The 19,567-nt window shown below is 59.3% G+C and carries 21 protein-coding genes and 1 tRNA gene; 11 read left to right on the top strand and 11 right to left on the bottom strand.

Features of this window, described 5'->3' with window-relative positions; genetic code table 11:
• Nucleotides 1-34: 34 nt before the first annotated feature.
• From ACRZ94_RS20245 to ACRZ94_RS20260, 4 genes are all read left to right on the top strand, one after another.
• Nucleotides 35-2,233, top strand: a complete 2,199-nt coding sequence (locus tag ACRZ94_RS20245) for a HEAT repeat domain-containing protein (RefSeq protein WP_480798182.1) — start codon at nucleotides 35-37, stop codon at nucleotides 2,231-2,233.
• A gap of 15 nt (nucleotides 2,234-2,248) precedes the next feature.
• Nucleotides 2,249-2,734: a plastocyanin/azurin family copper-binding protein gene (locus ACRZ94_RS20250; protein WP_480656433.1), complete on the top strand. Its 486-nt coding sequence runs from the start codon at nucleotides 2,249-2,251 to the stop codon at nucleotides 2,732-2,734.
• Nucleotides 2,727-3,971, top strand: a complete 1,245-nt coding sequence (locus ACRZ94_RS20255) for a molybdopterin molybdotransferase MoeA (RefSeq protein WP_480656431.1) — start codon at nucleotides 2,727-2,729, stop codon at nucleotides 3,969-3,971. The genes ACRZ94_RS20250 and ACRZ94_RS20255 overlap by 8 nt, the downstream gene beginning before the upstream one ends.
• Before the next feature lie 89 nt (nucleotides 3,972-4,060).
• Nucleotides 4,061-4,783 (top strand): response regulator, encoded by a 723-nt coding sequence (locus ACRZ94_RS20260; protein WP_480656429.1) that lies wholly within the window; start codon nucleotides 4,061-4,063, stop codon nucleotides 4,781-4,783.
• On the opposite strand, the gene ACRZ94_RS20265 is transcribed toward ACRZ94_RS20260, so the two are convergent.
• The 3 genes from ACRZ94_RS20265 to ACRZ94_RS20275 form a co-directional block, all read right to left on the bottom strand.
• Nucleotides 4,780-5,292 carry an N-acetyltransferase family protein gene (locus ACRZ94_RS20265; protein ID WP_480656427.1) on the bottom strand — a complete coding sequence of 171 codons (513 nt, stop codon included), beginning with the start codon at nucleotides 5,290-5,292 and terminating at the stop codon, nucleotides 4,780-4,782. The two genes, ACRZ94_RS20260 and ACRZ94_RS20265, sit on opposite strands and share 4 nt — an antisense overlap.
• The gene (locus ACRZ94_RS20270; protein WP_480656425.1) at nucleotides 5,289-5,843 is read right to left on the bottom strand and encodes a helix-turn-helix domain-containing protein; all 555 of its coding nucleotides are present in this window, start codon (nucleotides 5,841-5,843) and stop codon (nucleotides 5,289-5,291) included. Before ACRZ94_RS20270 ends, ACRZ94_RS20265 begins: the two co-directional genes overlap by 4 nt.
• A 119-nt stretch (nucleotides 5,844-5,962) precedes the next feature.
• A complete protein-coding gene (locus tag ACRZ94_RS20275) occupies nucleotides 5,963-6,979 on the bottom strand; it encodes a Fe(3+) ABC transporter substrate-binding protein (RefSeq protein ID WP_480656423.1) in 1,017 nt (338 codons plus the stop codon).
• A 243-nt stretch (nucleotides 6,980-7,222) separates the two neighbouring features.
• Between ACRZ94_RS20275 and ACRZ94_RS20280 the strand changes: the two genes are divergently transcribed.
• Together ACRZ94_RS20280 and ACRZ94_RS20285 are read left to right on the top strand one after the other, a co-directional pair.
• Complete coding sequence (locus tag ACRZ94_RS20280; RefSeq protein WP_480656421.1) at nucleotides 7,223-7,546, top strand: SemiSWEET transporter; 324 nt, start codon at nucleotides 7,223-7,225, stop codon at nucleotides 7,544-7,546.
• A 158-nt stretch (nucleotides 7,547-7,704) separates the two neighbouring features.
• Nucleotides 7,705-8,148 (top strand): hypothetical protein, encoded by a 444-nt coding sequence (locus ACRZ94_RS20285; RefSeq protein WP_480656419.1) that lies wholly within the window; start codon nucleotides 7,705-7,707, stop codon nucleotides 8,146-8,148.
• 48 nt (nucleotides 8,149-8,196) lie between these two features.
• Here ACRZ94_RS20285 and ykgO read toward each other — a convergent pair whose 3' ends face one another.
• On the bottom strand, nucleotides 8,197-8,322 hold the full coding sequence (gene ykgO, locus ACRZ94_RS20290; RefSeq protein WP_008755722.1) for a type B 50S ribosomal protein L36: 126 nt from the start codon (nucleotides 8,320-8,322) through the stop codon (nucleotides 8,197-8,199).
• 91 nt (nucleotides 8,323-8,413) lie between these two features.
• A tRNA-Val gene (locus ACRZ94_RS20295) sits at nucleotides 8,414-8,488 on the bottom strand.
• Between the two features lie 149 nt (nucleotides 8,489-8,637).
• On the opposite strand from ACRZ94_RS20295, the gene ACRZ94_RS20300 reads away from it, so the two are divergent.
• Nucleotides 8,638-9,498, top strand: a complete 861-nt coding sequence (locus ACRZ94_RS20300; RefSeq protein WP_480656417.1) for an N-formylglutamate amidohydrolase — start codon at nucleotides 8,638-8,640, stop codon at nucleotides 9,496-9,498.
• A gap of 2 nt (nucleotides 9,499-9,500) precedes the next feature.
• On the opposite strand, the gene ACRZ94_RS20305 is transcribed toward ACRZ94_RS20300, so the two are convergent.
• The gene (locus tag ACRZ94_RS20305) at nucleotides 9,501-10,754 is read right to left on the bottom strand and encodes a DNA polymerase IV (protein ID WP_480656415.1); all 1,254 of its coding nucleotides are present in this window, start codon (nucleotides 10,752-10,754) and stop codon (nucleotides 9,501-9,503) included.
• A 351-nt stretch (nucleotides 10,755-11,105) separates the two neighbouring features.
• Complete coding sequence (gene pyrF / locus ACRZ94_RS20310; RefSeq protein WP_480798183.1) at nucleotides 11,106-11,810, bottom strand: orotidine-5'-phosphate decarboxylase; 705 nt, start codon at nucleotides 11,808-11,810, stop codon at nucleotides 11,106-11,108.
• Between the two features lie 111 nt (nucleotides 11,811-11,921).
• Here pyrF and ACRZ94_RS20315 point away from each other — a divergent pair, with 111 nt between their 5' ends.
• Together ACRZ94_RS20315 and clpB are read left to right on the top strand one after the other, a co-directional pair.
• On the top strand, nucleotides 11,922-12,227 hold the full coding sequence (locus ACRZ94_RS20315) for a hypothetical protein (RefSeq protein ID WP_480656412.1): 306 nt from the start codon (nucleotides 11,922-11,924) through the stop codon (nucleotides 12,225-12,227).
• 127 nt (nucleotides 12,228-12,354) lie between these two features.
• Nucleotides 12,355-14,973 carry an ATP-dependent chaperone ClpB gene (clpB, locus tag ACRZ94_RS20320; protein WP_480656410.1) on the top strand — a complete coding sequence of 873 codons (2,619 nt, stop codon included), beginning with the start codon at nucleotides 12,355-12,357 and terminating at the stop codon, nucleotides 14,971-14,973.
• 54 nt (nucleotides 14,974-15,027) lie between these two features.
• Here the strand turns inward: clpB and ACRZ94_RS20325 are convergent, their stop codons facing one another.
• From ACRZ94_RS20325 to ACRZ94_RS20340, 4 genes are all read right to left on the bottom strand, one after another.
• Entirely contained in the window at nucleotides 15,028-15,363 is a 336-nt protein-coding gene (locus ACRZ94_RS20325) for a cupredoxin domain-containing protein (protein ID WP_480656408.1), read from the bottom strand.
• On the bottom strand, nucleotides 15,363-15,887 hold the full coding sequence (locus ACRZ94_RS20330) for a DUF4142 domain-containing protein (protein WP_480798184.1): 525 nt from the start codon (nucleotides 15,885-15,887) through the stop codon (nucleotides 15,363-15,365). The genes ACRZ94_RS20325 and ACRZ94_RS20330 overlap by 1 nt, the downstream gene beginning before the upstream one ends.
• Nucleotides 15,888-16,036: 149 nt before the next feature.
• On the bottom strand, nucleotides 16,037-17,005 hold the full coding sequence (locus tag ACRZ94_RS20335) for a hypothetical protein (RefSeq protein ID WP_480656405.1): 969 nt from the start codon (nucleotides 17,003-17,005) through the stop codon (nucleotides 16,037-16,039).
• 231 nt (nucleotides 17,006-17,236) lie between these two features.
• A complete protein-coding gene (locus ACRZ94_RS20340; protein ID WP_480656403.1) occupies nucleotides 17,237-17,431 on the bottom strand; it encodes a hypothetical protein in 195 nt (64 codons plus the stop codon).
• A 372-nt stretch (nucleotides 17,432-17,803) separates the two neighbouring features.
• Between ACRZ94_RS20340 and msrP the strand changes: the two genes are divergently transcribed.
• Nucleotides 17,804-18,706 (top strand): protein-methionine-sulfoxide reductase catalytic subunit MsrP, encoded by a 903-nt coding sequence (msrP, locus tag ACRZ94_RS20345; protein WP_480656401.1) that lies wholly within the window; start codon nucleotides 17,804-17,806, stop codon nucleotides 18,704-18,706.
• A 3-nt stretch (nucleotides 18,707-18,709) separates the two neighbouring features.
• Entirely contained in the window at nucleotides 18,710-19,324 is a 615-nt protein-coding gene (msrQ, locus tag ACRZ94_RS20350; RefSeq protein ID WP_480656400.1) for a protein-methionine-sulfoxide reductase heme-binding subunit MsrQ, read from the top strand.
• Nucleotides 19,325-19,567 lie beyond the last annotated feature (243 nt).

Genomic DNA, 19,567 nt, shown 5'->3' on the forward strand with positions numbered 1-19,567 from the left:
TCCCAACGCAAAACATGGCAGACCCGATATGAACATGCATTCCGATACCGCCCTGCGAGATGAGGCCACCAGCCTGTTCTCGGACTACGCAAAATCCGACTATGATGTGATCCGCCTGCGCGCCATTCAGGCCCTGACCGCCATTGGCGCGGCCAACAGCCCCGCACTGGTCGAGGCGTTGCTGGATGACGACGAAGATGTCCGTCAGGACGCGGCGCAGGCGCTGGGCGCGCTGGGCGTTCAGGGCGCTGCACCGCAACTGCTGGAAAACCTGATCCACGATCCCTGTGGCGAGGTGAAGCTGGCCTGTGTCACCGCGCTGGCCGAGTTGAAAGTTGAAGATGCCGCGCCTTACCTGCGCACCCTTGTCACAGGACGCGGCGAGGACATCACGTGGGATGAGGATGAGCTGCATCAAGACGAATGGGACGACTGGCTGGACACGCAGATCGCCGCAATCAAGGCGCTGGGTCGCATGGGCGACGCGGCCGCGATTGAACCCATCGTCATGGCCCTGATGGACGAAGACGGGCAGGAGCTGGGCGATGTCGCCTGTGAGGCGCTGGGCCGGATCGGCCAGCCCGCCGTGCCGACGCTGGGTGTGTTCACCCAATCCTCGAACCGCCGCCTGCGCCACCGCGCGTTACGTACCTTGGCTTCAATTGGTGGAGCGGAGGCCGAAGCCATCCTGCGCAAAGCCACCACCGACAAGGACGGCGCGGTACGCCTGATCGCTTATGAGGCGCTGATGCCGGGTGATGCAGCCCTGGTCGAACAGGCGCTGACCGACGGGGTCGAGGGCATTCGCATTGCGGCGCTGGAACAGGCCGGTTTCTCGGAACCCGAACTGCTGGACCGCATGATGCGCGACCCCGGTGCCAAGGTTCAGTTGGCATTGCTTGACCGGCTGGATCGCGCCACGCCGATAACGGACCAAGAAGACCTGCGCTGGCAGGTGCTGGATTTCCTGGCCACCGGCCAACAACCCGAAGTGTCTGCTCAGGCGCTGGGCCTGCTGGCGGCGCTGGCCCCGGAACTGGTGGCCGACCGCCTGAACGCGCTGTTCTCGGTCGATGCGGATGACCTCAAGGCCGAGCGTATCCAATGGGCCATCGTCGATGCGCTGGCGACCTCGCCCCTGCGCGAAGCGGCGGAGTGGCTGCAACGCGCCTGCCGATCGCCCTTCCGGTCGGTGCGGCTGAAGGCCATCGCGTCGCTGGCGATGTTCGTCACCGATACGGACCGCCTGCATGTGAACCAGCAACAGGGCCGCGAATTGCTGCTGTCCTTCGCACTGGCCCCGATGCCCTTGGCGACCGACGAGGAACCCGCAGACACCCCACAAACCGACATCGCCGCGCTGGAAGAGGCCGGGCTGGATGTCTCGGACGGGGGCGAGAACGGACCGACCTCCAGCCTTGGCGCGATCCTTGGCCATGACGCCATCGCCGCCGAGATGACGCAGGAAGCGCAAGAGGATGAGGTTCTGCCCCTGACCCCGCGCGAACAGGCACTGCTGGCCAAGGCGACCCGCCACCCCAAACGCCGTCGCGTGGCACTGGACGACGATGCTGATGCGCTGCAGCGCGAAACCCGCATGTCCGCCATCCGCTTGCTGGGCGAGGTGAAGGGCATGCAGATCATGCTCGCCCAGATCGCACAGGACCCCGAGACCGAGATTGCGCAGCAGGGCTTCTCGGCACTGGCCGCAGCGGTCACCCGCAACGGCGCGGAGCTGGAACAGGAGCAATTGGTTGATCTCATCACCAAGGGCCTCTCGCACACGGATTCCGCCCTTTCCCTGCAAGCACTGAAACTGCTGCAACAGGCCGATTTGCCGCCGCAGGACGCGCTGCGCGGCAAGCTGCGCGCGATGCTGAAAACCGGCGATACCGCATTTCGCATCGACGCCATGCACATCCTGACCAGATGGGACGGCACCCCCGATGTGGCGCGCAGCCTGCTGGACGATGTTTCTGCCCCCGTGCGGCAGGCAGCGATGCGCCTGTTGTCGGAAACCGCGCCTGATCAGGCCGGGGCCGCCATCGTGCCCTTCCTTCTGGCCAACCCCGAGCAGCGGATCGTGACCTATGTCAAGGACAGCACGCCCGCAGTGGTGTCCATTGGCCGCCAGTTGCTGACCGAGTTGCGCGACGAAGATCGCCGCGCGCAATGGCCGGTGATGATAGGCGCATTGGCTGACTTGCTGGGGGAACCATCGCGGGCGGTCTGACACCCGGAGGGACGGATGAGCATTTCGCTGAAACTGAGCGAAGCGATATTGGCGGCGGCCATGATCTTTGGCCCCGCCGCACAGGCCGAGGACATCCCCGAGATAGCGGTAGTGCATCAGATCATCGACCTGAACGCGGACATCCCGGCCCACGCCTTTCGGTTCGAGCCTAAGTTCCTGCAGGTTCCCGCCGGGGCCACGGTCCGGTTCAAGGGATCGACCGGCCGGCATACGGTGACGTCGATCCTCCGCATGATTCCGGTTGGCGCGCGCGCGTTTGAGATTCGCGGCAAGCCCGAGCTGGACCTGACCTTTGACACAGAAGGCGTCTATGGCATCCGCTGCCGCGTGCATGGCCGCCACGGGATGGTCATGCTGCTGGTGGTGGGTGATCCCAGTTCAAATCTGGAAGAGGCCAAAGCCTATTTACCGAAACTCGGTGAGGCCGAGCGGGCCGGTTTCAAAGAGCTTTTTGCATATATGGAGGCACAAAATGGCTGATGGATGCGCCTGCGACCGCCACGCTCATATGTACCTGACCGTTGACGATGCGCTGCGGAGGGGATTGTCCGTGGCGGATCCGTTGAAGGATACCGAAACGCTGCCGCTGGCACAGGCAATCGGCCGGGTTCTGGCGCAGGATTGCACCAGCAAGGTCGATATGCCCGCCTTTGATAACTCGGCCATGGATGGCTATGCGATCCGTACCTGTGATCTGGGCGAGGGGCCTGTGTTCGAGCTCCCCGTCGCAGGTCGTGTGGCCGCAGGCGACAGCGGCGCGCATGATGCCCCGCAAGGCAGCGCGCTGCGCATCTTTACCGGCGCGCCTGTGCCGCCTGAATTCGACGCGGTTCTGATGCAGGAAGACTGCGATGCGCTGATCGACTCGATCCGGTTCAGCCGCCGACCCAAACCCGGCCAGCACATCCGCCGCGCGGGCGAGGATCTGAAGGCCGGAGCCCCCATCCTGCGCCGGGGGTGCGAGATCACCGCGCGCGAAGCGGCGGCGCTGGCCTCTTCGGGGTTTGGAGAGGTCACTGTCTATCGCAAGCTGCAGGTTACGATTTTCTCGACAGGCAGTGAATTGCGCCAGCCCGGCGAAGATCTTGGCCCCGGTCAGATCTACAACTCCAACCGCTATATGCTGCTGGCGCTGCTGGACAAGCCATGGATCGAGTTGACCGACCGTGGCCCGGTTCAGGACGACCCCGCGCTGTTGGAACAGGTGCTGCGTGATGCCTGTGACAGCTCAGACCTGATCATCACCACTGGTGGTGTCTCGGTGGGAGACGAAGATCACATGCCACGCCTTTTTGCCGAAATCGGCGGGCAGACCGATGTCATGAAAGTGGCGATGAAGCCGGGCAAACCGATTATGTTCGGTCGCCGGGGCAATGCGCTTTACGTTGGGCTGCCAGGGAATCCGGTTTCGGCCTATGTCACGTGGCAGATCATCGGATCGCAGATGATGGCGCGCCGTGCCGGGTTGCATCAAGAGCCATCCAGAACGGAACAGGCGGTGCTGGCCGAACCTCTGGCCCGTCGCGCTGGTCGTCAGGAATACCGTCCCGTTGTGATCGAAGGCGTGACGCCCAACGGCACCCCGCGTCTACACCTAATGGACTCGTCTTATAGCGGTAAGGTTGCTTTGCTTGCTCAGGCCGATGGTCTGGCAGTTATCTCAGCCGACACCGAAACACTGCCAAAAGATCATCCGCTGCCGTTCCTGCGGTTCTGATGTCAGTACAACCCGTGTTCTTGCAAGGGCCGCACGGCAGCGGCTACAACTGTCCCGAGCCAGCCCAACATGCCCGCGCGGACCCAAAAATGTCTAAAGAACATATCCTTGTCGTCGATGACGACCCACAGATTACGTCGTTTTTGCAGCGCTACCTTGAAAAGCAGGGGTGCCAGGTCACCTGCGCTGCGGATGGGGACGCAATGGACGCGGTTCTGCAAACGGCACAGATCGATCTGATCTTGCTGGATATTGGCCTGCCCGGCCGCAACGGTTTTGACATCACGCGTGAGCTGCGGACGCAGTCTGACATTCCCATAATTGTCCTGTCGGGTCGGGATGAAATCTTTGACCGGGTTGTTGGGTTGGAGTTTGGGGCCGATGACTACATCACCAAACCCTTTGAGGCCCGCGAGGTTCTGGCCCGCATCCGCACGGTTCTGCGACGGGTCCGCCCCGAGGAAAAGACCGCGAACGGAGCTGCGCCCTCAATCTCGTTTGGCGATTGGGTTCTGAACGTGAATGAGCGTAGCCTGACCGCCACAGGGGCCGCTGAACCCACGCCGTTGACAACAACCGAATTCGACGTGCTGCTGGCCTTTGTTACCAACCCTCATATGGTGTTTTCCCGCGATCAGTTGCTGGATCAGGCGCGCGGGCGGGAAACCATCGTGGGCGATCGCACCATAGACGTGCATGTGGCCCGTCTCAGGAAGAAGATCGAGCCTGACCCCGCTGCTCCGGTCTTTATCAAAACCGTACATGGTATCGGATATTGCTTTGCCGCCAATGTGCGCAAAAGCTCAGCCTAGCTGAGTTGTTTGTACATTATGGTTGTCGGTTCCAGACGATCTTCAAATGGGTTGCGGCAATAGTTCGGGATATCTCCGGCAATCTGAAAGCCAAGGCTTTGATACAGGATGCGCGATGGGTCCGAACTGCGCGTATCCAGTACCAGCACACTTCGTCCCAACTGCGCTGCACGCTGTTCAAGCGCCGCCATCAAAGCGCGTCCCAATCCCTTGCGCCGTGCTTTTGGATGAACCAGCAGCTTGGCCACATCTGCGCGATGCGGTTGATTGGGCATGTTGGCCGGGATCAATTGTACCGTGCCCAGAATGCGGCCCTGATCCTTCGCGACGAAAAGGTCCAACTGCTCCAGATCGGGACGCACACGGTCTTGCCAATAAGCACAGGCCTGATCTTGAGAAAAGGGCAGGATGAACCCGATGCTTGCCCCATCCTGTACGCAAGCATGCAGGATGTCTGTCAGATCAGCCAGCGCATCATCAAAGCCATTCGCATTCAGACGTAGGATCATATCAGCACCAGCAGATACCGTGCGCCGCGTGCGGGCGCGGTTTCAAATCGTGTCGGACCGGACAAATGGTAGCGCAGGCAATCCCCGCCATTCAGGTCATGTGCAACCCCGTCGACCGTCAGCGTCAGCGCACCATCCAGCATGATCAGATGATGCTCTTGGCCGGGTTTGGGGGGTGAGTCGTAGCTGATGACTGTATCGGGGGGCAGATGCCCCTCAAGCACTTCGGCACTCAGGTCGGCCGCAGGCGGAGACACAGACCTGCGGGTAAATCCGGTCTCGGGGTCACGCCATTCAGGTTGACGTTCAAACGGCACACGGGGGTCGAAACTGTCTTCGATCATCATCAAAAGGCGCGACATCGGCAGGCCGTAGGCTGCACAGAGTCGGCCCAGAGAGTCAGCGGTCGGACTGACGTCACCTTTCTCCATGCGCGACAGGGTGGCGCGGCTAATGCCGCTCTGTTCGGCCAGCTGGTCCAAAGACCACCTGCGCGCGCGGCGCAGTTCAGTCAGGCGGGTGGCAAGGCGGTTTGTGAGAGTATCGGGCATCGTCCAAATATGAGAAGAAAGAGCATATATGGGAGTATTGGCATAAAGAAATAGTATTTCAACAAAAAAGGGACGCAGAAACCTCTGCGCCCCTTCAACTGCTCGAGTTTTAACCTGGATTACTTCCAGCCGACCTCGTTAAAGATTTTCTGCGCCTCGGGCAGGTTCTTGGCGACCTTGGACAGGTTCACCTCATCTGCCTTGAACTCGCCCAGTGATTTGACCGAGTCGACCAGTGCCACGCCTTCGACAGCCGGGAATTCGTCATTACCCGCCGAGAAATACTCTTGCGCTGACTCGCTTGCCAGATACTCAAGGAACAGGATCGCGTTTTCCTTGTTCGGGGCGTTTGCGGCAACACCTGCGCCCGACAGGTTCATATGTGCGCCCGTGCTGTCCTGATTGGGAAAGACCCAGCCGATCGACTCAAGATGATCCGACACGCCTTTGACATCTTTGCGGATGGCGCGGGCAAAGTAATAGGTGTTCGACACCGCGATATCGCATTCGCCCGACACGAGGCCGCGCAGCTGGTCCGTGTCACCGCCCTGCGGTTCGCGCGCCATGTTGGCAACGATGCCTTCGGCCCAGGTTTTGGCGGCCTCGGACCCGTCATGGGTGACGATCGACGCCAGCAAGGTCTGGTTATAGGTGTTGCTCGAAGACCGGATACAGATCAGCCCCTTGTATTCCGGTTTGGCCAGATCGGCATAGGTGGCCGGCGGGTTGGCCAGGTTTTCCTTGTCGTAAAAGATGATGCGGCCACGCTGGGAAAAGCCGAACCATTCATTGTCGGCGTCCTGCAGGTTGGCGGGGATACGCTCTTCCAGAATTGCGCTTTCCACCGGCTGAAGGATACCGGCGTTCTTCGCGCGGGCCAGACGCGAGGTGTCGACTGTCAGCAGGATATCCGCCGGAGAGTTCGCGCCCTCGGCCTCCATCCGCGCGATCAGCTCATCGGCTTTGCCCTCGATGCGGTTGATGGTGATGCCGGTGGCCTCTTCGAAATCGCTATAGAGGTTTTCGTCGGTATCATAATGGCGCGAGGAATAGAGGTTCAGCTCTCCCTCGGCGGCGGCAGAGGTTGCGATCAGGGCCGTCAGCGCGGCGGCAACGCAGGTAGAGGATTTCAGCATCGTATCTCCCAACTTTGAAAGTGGTGATGGGTGTAAACCCGACTGATATTGTCAATTAAGGGATTCGCCGGGGGATGCAAGGAAATCCGAGTGATTTAGTTGGCCAAATTGTCGCTCAACCCTTTATCAGTTTAGCGTATTGTCCCGAAAACCTTGGTTGCCGCTGCAGAAAGGCATAACCTTAAAAAACAGCTCTGCGGCAACAGAGACGACAAGACTATTGCGGCCTGAACGAGGAAACCAATGCCCGAGACGTTTGCCGAAAAACTTGAAAAATCAAACTTTGGACATTGGATGGCCAAGTTCGAGAGCTTCATGGTGATCGTGGGCGTGGTCGGTCCGTTTGCCACCCTGCCGCAGCTTGTGAAGCTTTATTTCACCCATTCCCAACATGCGTCCGGCCAGTCCTTGCTGTCATGGTCTTTGTATGCGGCCTTGTCGATGCTTTGGTTCATCTATGGTTTGATTGTTGGAAAGCTTCCCATCTATGTGGGCAACGGGCTTTCATTGATCCTGAACCTTTTGATGGTGTTGGGTATCCTGATACACGCAGGCTTTACGTTCTAAGGCGCAATCTAGGAAACGGCACCCAAATACGCGGTGCTGGTGCGTGAGGCAACCGGCCCTTCCGATGTGAAGCGTTGTTTTGGTGCTTAATGGTTCTTTAACTCACTTTCATTGATTGTCGGTCTCTATTGCGAAGGGCGTGAGGTCGGAGCTCAGCTGTGTCAGATGTTATCTGGTTTTTGATCGAGGCGTTTACGATCCTGCTGACGGTGGTGACTTTGGTGATGCCGTTCTTCTTCTCAGTTCGATTTGTCAGTTTCTATAAGAGCTTCACGTTCAGCATCTTGTTCGCCGCTGTGATAACCGTCTTTTACGCATGGTGGCGGGATGTATCGTTTGATCTTGAGTTGATCGCTTTGGGGGTCGACCTGCAGGGGCTCACAACCGAAGACAGGATGCGCAATGTTGATCCTGAACTTTGGGATTATGCCGAAGCGCGGGTGTTTGCACCGGAAAGGCTGGGTGTTGGTTGGCCGATAAAGGCAGGGTTTTCTCTGTTCCTGACCCTTCCCTATGCGGGGATTGTCTGCGTCGTCGTTTGGGTTCTGAAGCAGGTTCTCAGCAAGGTGGTCGAACGCGCGCGGAACGGAAATCATCAATAAAAAAACCGCACCCGAAGGCGCGGTTTCTTTAAACTATTTGCGTAGTTCTTAGCCCTGGCGAGCTTTGAACTTGCGCTGCGTCTTGTTGATCACGTAGACGCGGCCTTTGCGACGCACAATCCGGCAGTCGCGGTGCCGGTTCTTGAGCGAGCGGAGCGAGTTCTTGACCTTCATGGGTCTGTCTCCAATCTGCGGCGCCTTCATCAAAGACGTGGCCAGCGCCTGGGTTACTCGGGTGTCCCGGAAAACCGGAACAGTGAAATCATGGTGGGCGGTACAAGGATCGAACTTGTGACCCCTTCGATGTCAACGAAGTGCTCTACCGCTGAGCTAACCGCCCACGTAACCTTTGCGTTGCCCTGCCCCATAACGAAATGGGGCGCGGATCCCCGCGCCGGTAGCGGGGTCTATAAAAGGAGTCGCACAGGGGTTCAAGGGGTTTGGCAGAACTATTTTCCGGTCTATGTTGAAACCGAACAAGGAGTCGCCATGAACAACGCCCCCTATGTACTGGATATGCCCGCCGACCGCACGTCCTGCGTGGTGTTTTCCTCGCCTCATAGTGGACGGAACTATCCCGAAACGATGCTCAGCCGCACGATTCTGAGCGAGAACACGATTCGGTCCTCGGAGGACGCGTTTGTCGACCAGCTGTTTGCGGCGGCGCCGGATTATGGGGCACCGATGATATCGGCGGTGATGCCGCGGGCCTATCTGGATCTCAACCGCAGTGCCGAGGAACTGGACCCGGCGCTGATTCAAGGCGCGCGCCGCCACGGACATAACCCGCGCGTGGCCTCGGGGCTGGGAGTGATTCCCCGCGTGGTGGCGAATGGCCGCGCGATTTATCGTGGCAAGCTTACGATGGATGAGGCCCGCCTGCGCATCGATACCTGCTGGCGGCCCTACCATGCGCGCATCAAGTCGTTGCTGGCCGAGTCGCATGAGGTGTTCGGGCAGGCGATTTTGATCGATTGCCACTCTATGCCGCATGAGGCGGTTGCGATGGTCAGCAATACCCAGTCCAAGCGCCCCGATGTGGTGTTGGGGGATCGGTTCGGGGCGTCGGCCTCGATCGATATCGTGGACCAGATCGAGGCGGCCTTTGCTGCTGCGGGTCTGAACGTCGCGCGTAATACGCCCTTTGCCGGGGCCTACGTGACCCAGACCTATGGCCGCCCGGCGCGCGACCAGCATGCGGTTCAGATTGAAATCGACCGGGCGCTGTATATGGACGAAGACAGAATCGAGCCGAACGGGAATTTCGCCGCGTTCCAATCGGTTCTGCGCGACATTATCCACGAGATCACCCGCATCTGCGATGGACCTTTGCGGCTCGCAGCCGAGTGAGGTCAGCGCAAAGCACGGCCCTTTACAATCGCATCGGTGCCGAAACGCTGCCTGATTTCATCGGTGGCGCGTTCGGCTTGTGATCTTTGGGTGGCACCCGGGTCTAACAAGTCGCCGGAGATATCCGCCTGCGTCTCGGGGCACAGATCGGACAGGCCGACACCCAGCAGGCGATAGGGGCCCTGATCTCCGACTTGATCGAACAACCCCCGGGCCGTGCGATAGATGCGATCGGCGATCTGCGTTGCGTCCCGCAGTGACACGCGGCGGGTGATGATCTTGTGATTGGCGCGTTTGAGCTTCAGCGTCACCACCCGCCCTGCCAGCGCTTTGGCTTTGGCACGGTCTGCCACTTTTTCGGACATGCGCCACAGGTGGCCGTCCAGAATGTCCAGGCTGGCGGTGTCTTCGAAAAAGGTTGTTTCATTGCTGATGGATTTCATCGGCTCATGGGCCGACACGCGCCGCTTGTCCTGCCCGCGCGCCAGATGCCACAGACGATAGCCCATCGATCCGAACCGGGCCGTCAGCGCCTCTTGGTCCCAGCGCAACAGGTCCGAAAAGGTGCGGATACCGGCACGATCCAGCGATTCCTGCGCGGCGGGGCCGATGCCCCAGATCAAACGCACAGGCTTGTCGTGCAGAAACGCGGCCGTCTCGGCCTGCCCGATCACCGAAAACCCGCGTGGTTTGTCGAGGTCTGACGCGACCTTGGCCAGAAACTTGTTGTGGGACAGCCCGATTGAGCCGGTCACGCCCAATTCAGCCTTCATGCGTTTCACCAGTCGCGCCAGCATCACCGCAGGGGGTGCGCCGTGCAGGCGTTCAGTCCCGGACAAGTCCATAAAGGCCTCGTCCAGCGACAGCGGCTCTACCACCGGGGTCAGTTCATTCATCATCTTGCGAATCTCGCGCGACACCTCGGCATAGACAGACATGCGCGGTTTGATCACCACTGCATCGGGGCAGAGTTGCAATGCCTTGAACATCGGCATTGCAGACCGCACCCCCCGAATGCGGGCCACATAGCAGGCGGTCGAGACCACACCGCGCTTACCGCCGCCGATGATCACCGGCTTGTCGGCCAGGTCGGGATTGTCGCGTTTTTCGACCGAGGCGTAAAAAGCGTCGCAATCCATATGCGCGATGGACAGATCGAACAGTTCGGGATGCGTCTTGATCCGCGGGCTGCCGCAGGATGGACAGCGCCGTTCGTCGGTCAATGTGGTCAGGCAGTCTCGGCAAAGACCGGGCATTCCGTTGTTCCGTTATCCTTAGAATCCAGTCAGAGACAGGTTTATAGCAGCCATGATGCCCCGGAAAAGGGTCAGCCGCCACGGTCATCAGTTTTGAAAGAAGACCCCCCGCATGTGGCGGGGGGAGGTGACGGACCTCAGGAAGAAACGGTCCGCGGGGAGTATCACATCCCTAGAATCGCCTAAAATCCTCGTTTTCGATAGGACCTAGATCACACATGCAAAACTGGTGTTTTTCATGTGTGTTTTGGGGCACAGGGGCGATTTGGCGCGGTCCGGCAGGAAAGTGACGCCGGGTCAATCACTTGGTGAAGTTTGGGGTGCAAAAACACCCCGGTTTCGAGGGGCCGCTTAGTGGCTTGTCAAGGAGTTTAACTCAGCAAGAACCGCTTGCGCGGCCGCTTTTGGGTCGTCCGCCTGATAGATCGGACGGCCAACAACGATGTGGTCCGCGCCGTCACCGATGGCGCTGGCCGGGGTGGCCACGCGTTTCTGATCACCCAATGCGGCACCCGCCGGACGCACGCCGGGGGTGACGATCAGGCGGCCTTCGGCCTGGGGCAGGGCGCGGATCAGGGCGGCTTCTTGCGGGCTGGCAATGACACCATCCGCCCCGGCCTCCAACGCCTTTGCCGCGCGTTCGACCACCAGATCCTGCACGTCGCCCTGCTTCAGCAGGCTGGCATCCAGATCGTCGCGGTTCAGCGAGGTCAGGATCGTCACAGCGAGGATTTTCAGGTCTTTCCCCGAGGCCCCTTCTTTCGCGGCGCGCACCACGTGGGGGTCACCATGGACGGTCAGAAAGTCCAGATCGAACTGCGCCAGCCCGCGCACAGCGTTTTCCACCGTGTTACCGATGTCGAACAGTTTCATGTCCAGAAAGATGCGCTTGCCATGATCCTGTTTCAGCTCATTGGCCAGCGCCAGCCCGCCGCCGGTCAGCATGCCCAGCCCGATCTTGTAAAAGGACACGGCATCGCCCAGACGCTCGGCCATGGCCAGTCCTTGCAGAGCGTTGGGGACATCAAGGGCAACGATCAGGCGGTCATCGGACATTTGGGCGCTCCTGTTTGGCAAACGTCTGCGTCCTAGCGGGTTGTGGCGCGTCTGTCCATGCGGGGCGCGATTCCTGTGTTACTATTGCGGCATTCTTTGAAAGGGACTGTGATGAGAAAGATATTATTGTGCTGCTTCGCCTTGGCTGCCTGTCAGGAAACGCCGTCAGAGACGCCAGTGCCGCCTGCTGCCGCGCCAAATGACGACCTGAGGTTTGTGGGCGGCTATCGGTCCACGGATGACGATTGCCAACTGACCGGAGAAACCGCCTTTACCATCGAATTTCTGGACGATGCCGCCGACCTTGTTTCCTGCCCGACGGGCAGCGATGCCGCGCAATCTCTGGTCGATATGTATAGCGCGCGCGTGGTTGCCGAAACCGGTGGGTACACTGTCTATACTGTGCCGCGCAGATAGGGCCGGATTCTGCGTCTCAGCCCCTTGAACGGGCAGAGATATTTCCCAGATTGAATGTGAGGCCCAGACCGATGCGTGCCGCCAGGCGGGCGCATCACATTCAGGGCGCTTGGAAAAGGAGAATAGCATGGACTTGAACAAGTTCACCGAGCGGGCACGGGGTTTCGTGCAGGCGGCGCAGACCATTGCACTGCGCGAAGGGCACCAGCGCCTGGAGCCCACACATATACTCAAGGCATTGATGGATGACGATCAGGGGCTGGCCAGCAACCTGATCACCCGCGCGGGCGGCGCGCCGAACCGCGTGGTTGAGGCGTTGGACGCCGCGATGGGGAAAATCCCCAAGGTCAGCGGCGATAACAGCCAGATTTACATGGACGGCCAGACCGCCAAGGTTCTGGACGAGGCTGCAAAGATTGCCACCAAGGCGGGTGACAGCTTTGTCCCGGTCGAACGTGTGCTGATGGCGCTGTGCATGGTGAAGTCCAAGGCCAAGGACGCCTTGGAGGCCGGCGCCGTCTCTGCCCAGAAACTGAATGAGGCGATCAACGACATCCGCAAGGGTCGTACCGCTGACAGCGCGTCGGCGGAAGAGGGCTATGACGCCCTCAAGAAATACGCGCGCGATCTGACCGAGGCTGCGGCTGAGGGCAAGATCGATCCGATCATCGGGCGGGACGAGGAAATCCGCCGCTCGATGCAGGTTCTGTCGCGCCGCACCAAGAACAACCCGGTTCTGATCGGGGAGCCCGGCGTTGGTAAAACCGCGATTGCCGAGGGTATGGCCCTGCGCATCGTCAACGGTGACGTGCCGGAATCGCTGAAGGACAAGAAACTGCTTGCGCTCGACATGGGCGCGCTGATCGCTGGCGCGAAATACCGTGGTGAATTCGAAGAACGCCTCAAGGCCGTTCTGACCGAGGTAACTGAGGCGGCCGGTGAAATCATCCTGTTCATCGATGAGATGCACACGCTGGTCGGTGCCGGGAAGTCCGACGGCGCGATGGATGCGGCCAATCTGATCAAGCCTGCTTTGGCGCGGGGTGAGCTGCATTGTATCGGCGCGACCACGTTGGATGAGTATCGCAAATATGTCGAAAAAGACGCGGCCCTTGCGCGCCGGTTCCAGCCCGTTGTTGTGGCTGAGCCGACCGTTGAGGACACGATCAGCATTCTGCGCGGCATCAAAGAGAAGTACGAGCTGCACCACGGCGTGCGGATTTCCGACTCGGCGCTGGTTTCGGCGGCGACGCTCTCGCATCGCTATATCACGGACCGCTTCCTGCCCGACAAAGCCATCGACCTTGTCGATGAGGCGGCGTCACGTCTGCGGATGGAGGTCGATTCCAAGCCAGAAGAATTGGACCAACTCGACCGTCAGATCCTGCAGATGCAGATCGAGGAAGAGGCGCTGAAGCTTGAGGACGATGCGGCCTCGAAGGACCGTCTGGAAACCTTGCAAAAGGATCTGGCCGATCTGCAAGAGCAATCTGCCGAGATGACCGCCCAATGGCAGGCCGAGCGCGATAAACTCGCAGGCGCGCGTGATCTGAAAGAACAGCTCGACAAAGCGCGTGCTGATCTGGAAATCGCCAAGCGCGAGGGCAATCTGGCCAAGGCCGGTGAGCTGTCCTATGGCGTCATCCCCGAGCTTGAGAAAAAGCTGACTGAGGCCGAAAACGCCGAAAGCAACGCCATGATGGCCGAGGAAACGGTGCGCCCGGAACAGATCGCCAGCGTTGTCGAACGCTGGACCGGTATCCCGACCTCGAAAATGCTGGAAGGTGAGCGCGAGAAGCTGTTGCGGATGGAAGATGAGCTGCATTCGCGGGTCATCGGTCAGGATGCTGCAGTGACGGCCGTTGCCAACGCCGTACGTCGTGCGCGTGCGGGCCTGAATGATGAGAACCGTCCGCTGGGCTCGTTCCTGTTCCTCGGGCCCACCGGCGTGGGTAAGACCGAACTAACCAAGGCCGTGGCGAACTTCCTGTTCGATGACGACAACGCGATGGTGCGCATCGATATGTCCGAGTTCATGGAGAAACACGCGGTTGCCCGTCTGATCGGTGCCCCTCCGGGCTATGTCGGCTATGACGAAGGCGGTGTGCTCACTGAGGCCGTGCGGCGCAGACCCTATCAGGTTGTTCTGTTTGATGAGGTCGAAAAAGCGCACCCAGATGTGTTCAACGTGCTGTTGCAGGTTCTGGACGATGGCGTGCTGACCGATGGTCAGGGTCGAACCGTGGACTTCAAGCAGACGCTGATTATCCTCACGTCGAACCTTGGGTCTCAGGCGCTGAGCCAACTGCCCGAAGGGGCCGACAGCGCGCAGGCGCGGCGCGATGTGATGGATGCGGTTCGGGCGCATTTCCGGCCCGAATTCCTCAACCGTCTGGACGAGACGATCATCTTTGACCGCCTCAAACGGGCGGATATGGATGGCATCGTCGATATCCAGATGGCGCGTCTGCAAAAACGTCTGGCCGCCCGCAAGATCGAGCTGTCGCTGGATGAGGGAGCTAAAGAATGGCTGGCCGATGAAGGCTATGATCCGGTCTTTGGCGCGCGCCCGCTGAAACGTGTGATCCAGCGCGCCTTGCAGAACCCGCTGGCCGAGGCGTTGCTGGCCGGTGAGATCAAGGATGGTGAGACCGTTCCCGTGACCGCCGGGTCCGATGGGCTGATCATCGGGGACCGGCTGGGCACGTCAGACCGGCCCCGCCCGGATGATGCGGTCGTGCACTAAGCCAAAAGACCTGAAAGACCCGCCCTTTCGGCGGGTCTTTTTACGTTTGACGGATCAAAGTATCTCAATTGCGCCCTTCATGTGCGGATGAAAGACGCAGAAATAGGTCGACCCCATCGTTCCGGTCACGGTGATCTCGGCGCTGTCGTTTCGCTGTAACTCCCCTGTATCCCAGCTCAGGTCATCGGCCGAGGCCGTGTGGGGCGCGATGTCCTTGTTGGTCCAGCGGATCACATCACCGACCCGAACCCGGATCATTGCAGGGTCATAGGAAAAGCGTTTGATCACGATCTCATGGGTTGTGGGCGCGACCTGCGCCGTGCTGCGCCCGGCCAGAGCGGCGGCTGCCGCCCCGGCAAGAACCCGTCGCCGTGACAGGCTGCGCGCCATCAGTTCAGCGACTCGACCATCACTTCGGCATGGGTTTCATGCGCCTTGAAGATCTCCAGCCCCTGTTCGAACAGGGCTTTGACCTCGGCATTGTCGATATTGGGGATCATCGTGGTTTCCACCAAATCGTTCACCGCCTGATGATAGGCCAGTTCGTTGGCGGCATAGGCGGAATCAAACTCGGCCCCGCGCAGCTGGGACAAGGTGTTGATGATCTCTTCGGCATTGGCGTTCAGGGTCTGGCTGAACGCGTTATCCTGTGCCTTGGCGCCCAGCTTGTCCAACAAGCCCAGCGCGGCTTCGTTCACCGCCGTGTGGTCGCGGATCATGGTGCGTGCAAATTCATGAATGTCGGGGTTTTCCGACAGCGCCAATGCCAGATGGGCGTATCGAATGTCGATATTGTCAGCCGTATAGGCAATATGGGCAAATTCCAGGTCACTCATATCAGCGATTTCCTGGGCCGAAGCCTGTGCGCCAATCAGGCTGAGGGCAAAAGCAACTGCGGAGGCAAGTCTGAACATCTTCATACTCCTTGGAGGTCATCTCGGGAAGTTCAGTATTCAGCACCTGCGATTGGCGCACAGTCCGCAGCGTCCGCAAAAGGATTCAGATCGTTCAAAAAACGGAACGCGCAGAGCGAGCGGTGTGAAGAAAGTGACTGCGCCCGTGCCTAGCGGTTGCCTGATTGACGGCTCTTGCGCAGGGCGCGCAGGTCTTCGGCGCTCATCCTTGGGGACGCGTCCTCTTCGGGTTCTTCTATGGGTCTTTGGTTGGCTTCGATCATTTCCGGCAGCGAAGGGGTGTTTTCGCGCAGTCGCAAATAGGCCAGCGCGCCACCGGCACATTGCAGACCGAAAGCCCATGTACCGATTAGCATATAGACCACGAACAGGCCGATCAGCGACCAGATCGGACGGACCCGAGCAAAGCCATTCACCATGTTATCGACTTCCTGCAGGTCGGCCTGCAGCGTTGGGATGAAATCCATAAAGATCATGACGGTGATCAACAGCGCATGTAGCGCGATCATGCCCACATAGCTGAAGATGGTCAGCGAAAACAAAGGCACGAACGAGGCGCGAAAATGCCGGAACGGCGTATAGTGCAGCCCATCCGGGTCCCGTCCGATCGCTGCCGAGGCGATGGGCACAAGCAGACTGGCCCGGATCGAGCAGATGGACAGAAACACGGCAAACCCACAGATCAACCCCGGGATGAGCAGGGGCGTATCCGCATATTGAAGCGCCAGATCGGCGATCTGACTGCGCTGCAGGATGTCAGGCGAAATCACGACCAGCGACAGCACGATGACCAGACCCAGGATCAGCGTGATGCTTACCCCCTCAACGGCGCCATAGATCACTGCCGGGGCGAACAGGCTCCATATCTTCATGCTGGGTTGGAGGCCTTTGACCTGCAGCCCCATCCGTGTCCCGATCAGGGTCGGCACAACACTGGAGGCCGCCATCATCAAAAAGGTGATGATGAACGCAAAAGGGGGAAAGATCAGCCCGAGCAAAAAGCCGATCAGGGTCCCGAAAATGGAATACAGCGTCAGCACAAGGAACATGACCGGCAAGACGACGGCCAGCCGCCAGGTGATGGACAGGGACAGTGGAAAGGCTTGGACAAACAGCACGGGTGCAATCTCGGACTAAAACACGTTTAATAGTCCGGTTACTCAAGCCCTATGACTGGCACCAGTTGTTTTGCGTCTTTCCGGAAAACGCCATGTCGCGATGTGTCATTTTGGAATCGCGTCGATGACTTTAGGGGCGTCCTGCAGACGCCTGCTGCCAAAAAACGAAGAGCCCGCCTTGCGGGCGGGCTCATGCGTGAACGACGTCGGATGCCGGTCTGTTTGACGGGCTCAGGTCCCGGTCGGCAGCGCGTTCAGGTCCTGCGCCTTGCTGTTGTTCAGCCCGGTCTCGTCTTCACCGATCTCTTCGCAGGTGACCGGGAATGTCTCATTCGAGTCGCAGCCTGAAATGGGGTACGTGTCTTTTTCACTGCATGCTGCAATGAAAAGCACCAGTGCAAGGCCTGAAACCAGTTTCGTTTTCATATCTGTTCCTCTTTGATCATGGATTGGTTGGAATGGTGGCGCTGTGTGCATGATCAGCCTGAATCTATCTGGGCTCTGTCCCTGTGCGCCTGCCAAAGTCTACGCCTGCCGGTGGGGTGTTGGCCAGTTTGAATGGTAGAAATGACGCGAGGTTATACCGGGAAAAGTGGCGGAAACTCAGGCAATTTATGCATTTTCTATGCACTTTTTCCATTTTCGACCGAGTTGCCCCGCGCATCCGCGTGCCAGGGGGCAGCGCCGGGGCTGTGGAATACGTTACAACCACTTCTCCCAATCGTGACGCATGTTGCCTTGGTCCTGTGCTAAGAGCGGACTACCTCAGTTCAGAGGGTAAGCATTACGGAGACCTACATGGCGCATCGCTGGACCAATACACTGACACATGCCGACGTCACCCCACGGGCGGCGTTTTTGAACAGACGGCAGGTTATGGCCGGGCTGGCAGGTGTCGGGCTGGCGGGGATGGCGCAGGGCGCACAAGCTGAAGAGGTGTTGGAGCCCAACACGTGGGAAGAGATCACCTCGTACAACAACTTCTACGAATTTGGGACCCGCAAGGATGACCCTGCGAAATATGCAGGCGCGCTGACGACTGAACCCTGGAGCATCAAGATCGATGGGATGGTCGACAATCCGGGTGAGTATGACTTCAAGGACATCATGTCCGAGATGACGGTTGAAGAGCGCATCTATCGGTTCCGCTGTGTCGAAGCCTGGTCGATGGTGATTCCATGGAACGGGTTCGAGCTGGCCGATCTGCTGAACATGGCCGGTGTGCAAGAGGGCGCGAAATACGTGGCCTTTGAAACCGCCCTGATCCCGGATGAGATGCCGGGCGTGCAGTTTCCAGTGCTCGAATGGCCCTATCGTGAAGGGCTGCGTCTGGACGAGGCGATGCACCCGCTGACCATCATGGCGACGGGTATCTATGATCGCCCGATCCCGAACCAGAACGGCGCGCCGCTCCGTTTGGTTGTGCCTTGGAAATATGGCTTCAAGTCGATCAAGTCGATTGTGCGGATTACCCTGACCGATGTTGAGCCACCCACCAGCTGGAACATGGCCAACCCGCGTGAATATGGTTTCTATAGTAACGTGAATCCGAATGTGGATCACCCGCGCTGGTCGCAGGCGTCCGAGCGGACCATCGGTGGTGGGCTGTTTGCCAAACGCATCCCCACGCAGATGTTCAATGGCTATGAGAGTGAGGTCGCAAGCCTGTATGAAGGTATGGACCTGACTCAGTATTATTAAACGATGCAGCAAGTGAATCAGATAATACGCCGTATACCTGTCTGGGCGGTCTATCTGTTGGGGGCGCTTCCCGCCCCCTGGCTGTTCTATCAGGGGCTGACGGGTGGATTGGGCGTGGACCCGATCGAGGCGCTTGAACATCGCTACGGAGAGCTGGCGCTGCAGCTCTTGATTGCGGTGCTTGCGATTTCACCTCTCAGACGGTTTTTTGGTCTGAACCTGCTCAAGTTTCGCCGCGCGCTTGGTGTTCTGACCTTTGCCTATGTCAGCCTGCATCTTCTGGTCTGGCTGGTGCTGGACGTTCAGATCCCCAGCCAGATCTGGGCCGATATCGTAAAGCGCCCCTATATAACTGTGGGCATGGGCGCATTTATCCTGATGCTGCCTTTGGTAATCACCTCAAACAATCTGTCCGTCCGGAAGATGGGCCCGCGTTGGCGCAGCCTGCAGCGGCTTGTCTTTCCCGCCGCGATTCTGGGTGGTTTGCACTATGTCATGCTGGCCAAGGGATTTCAGATTGAACCGCTGGTGTATCTGGCCCTCATCATCGGGCTTCTGCTGCTCCGTATTCCGGTCCCCGCGGTGCTGACTCGGTTTCGTCAGGCCGATTCCGCCTGACCCGTAGGCGAGTCTGTGGGTAACCCTGTGCAAAAGGTGGGATTCGGCTTGGCCTTGCTGGTTCAGGGCCTTTTAGGGATCACAGAAGCTTAATTAAGTATTTGTTTTTAATTTAAAAAATGAATTTTTGCGGTTTTTTGTAAGTTTCTCGAATTTTCTGCTTGCGGCTTTTGGGGGTAAACCTTAGAACCCCCTTCACCGGCGCTGCTGAGGCGGTGCTGACGGATCGGAGAGACGGTCGGA

Source organism: Ruegeria sp. CH10 (assembly GCF_056537125.1).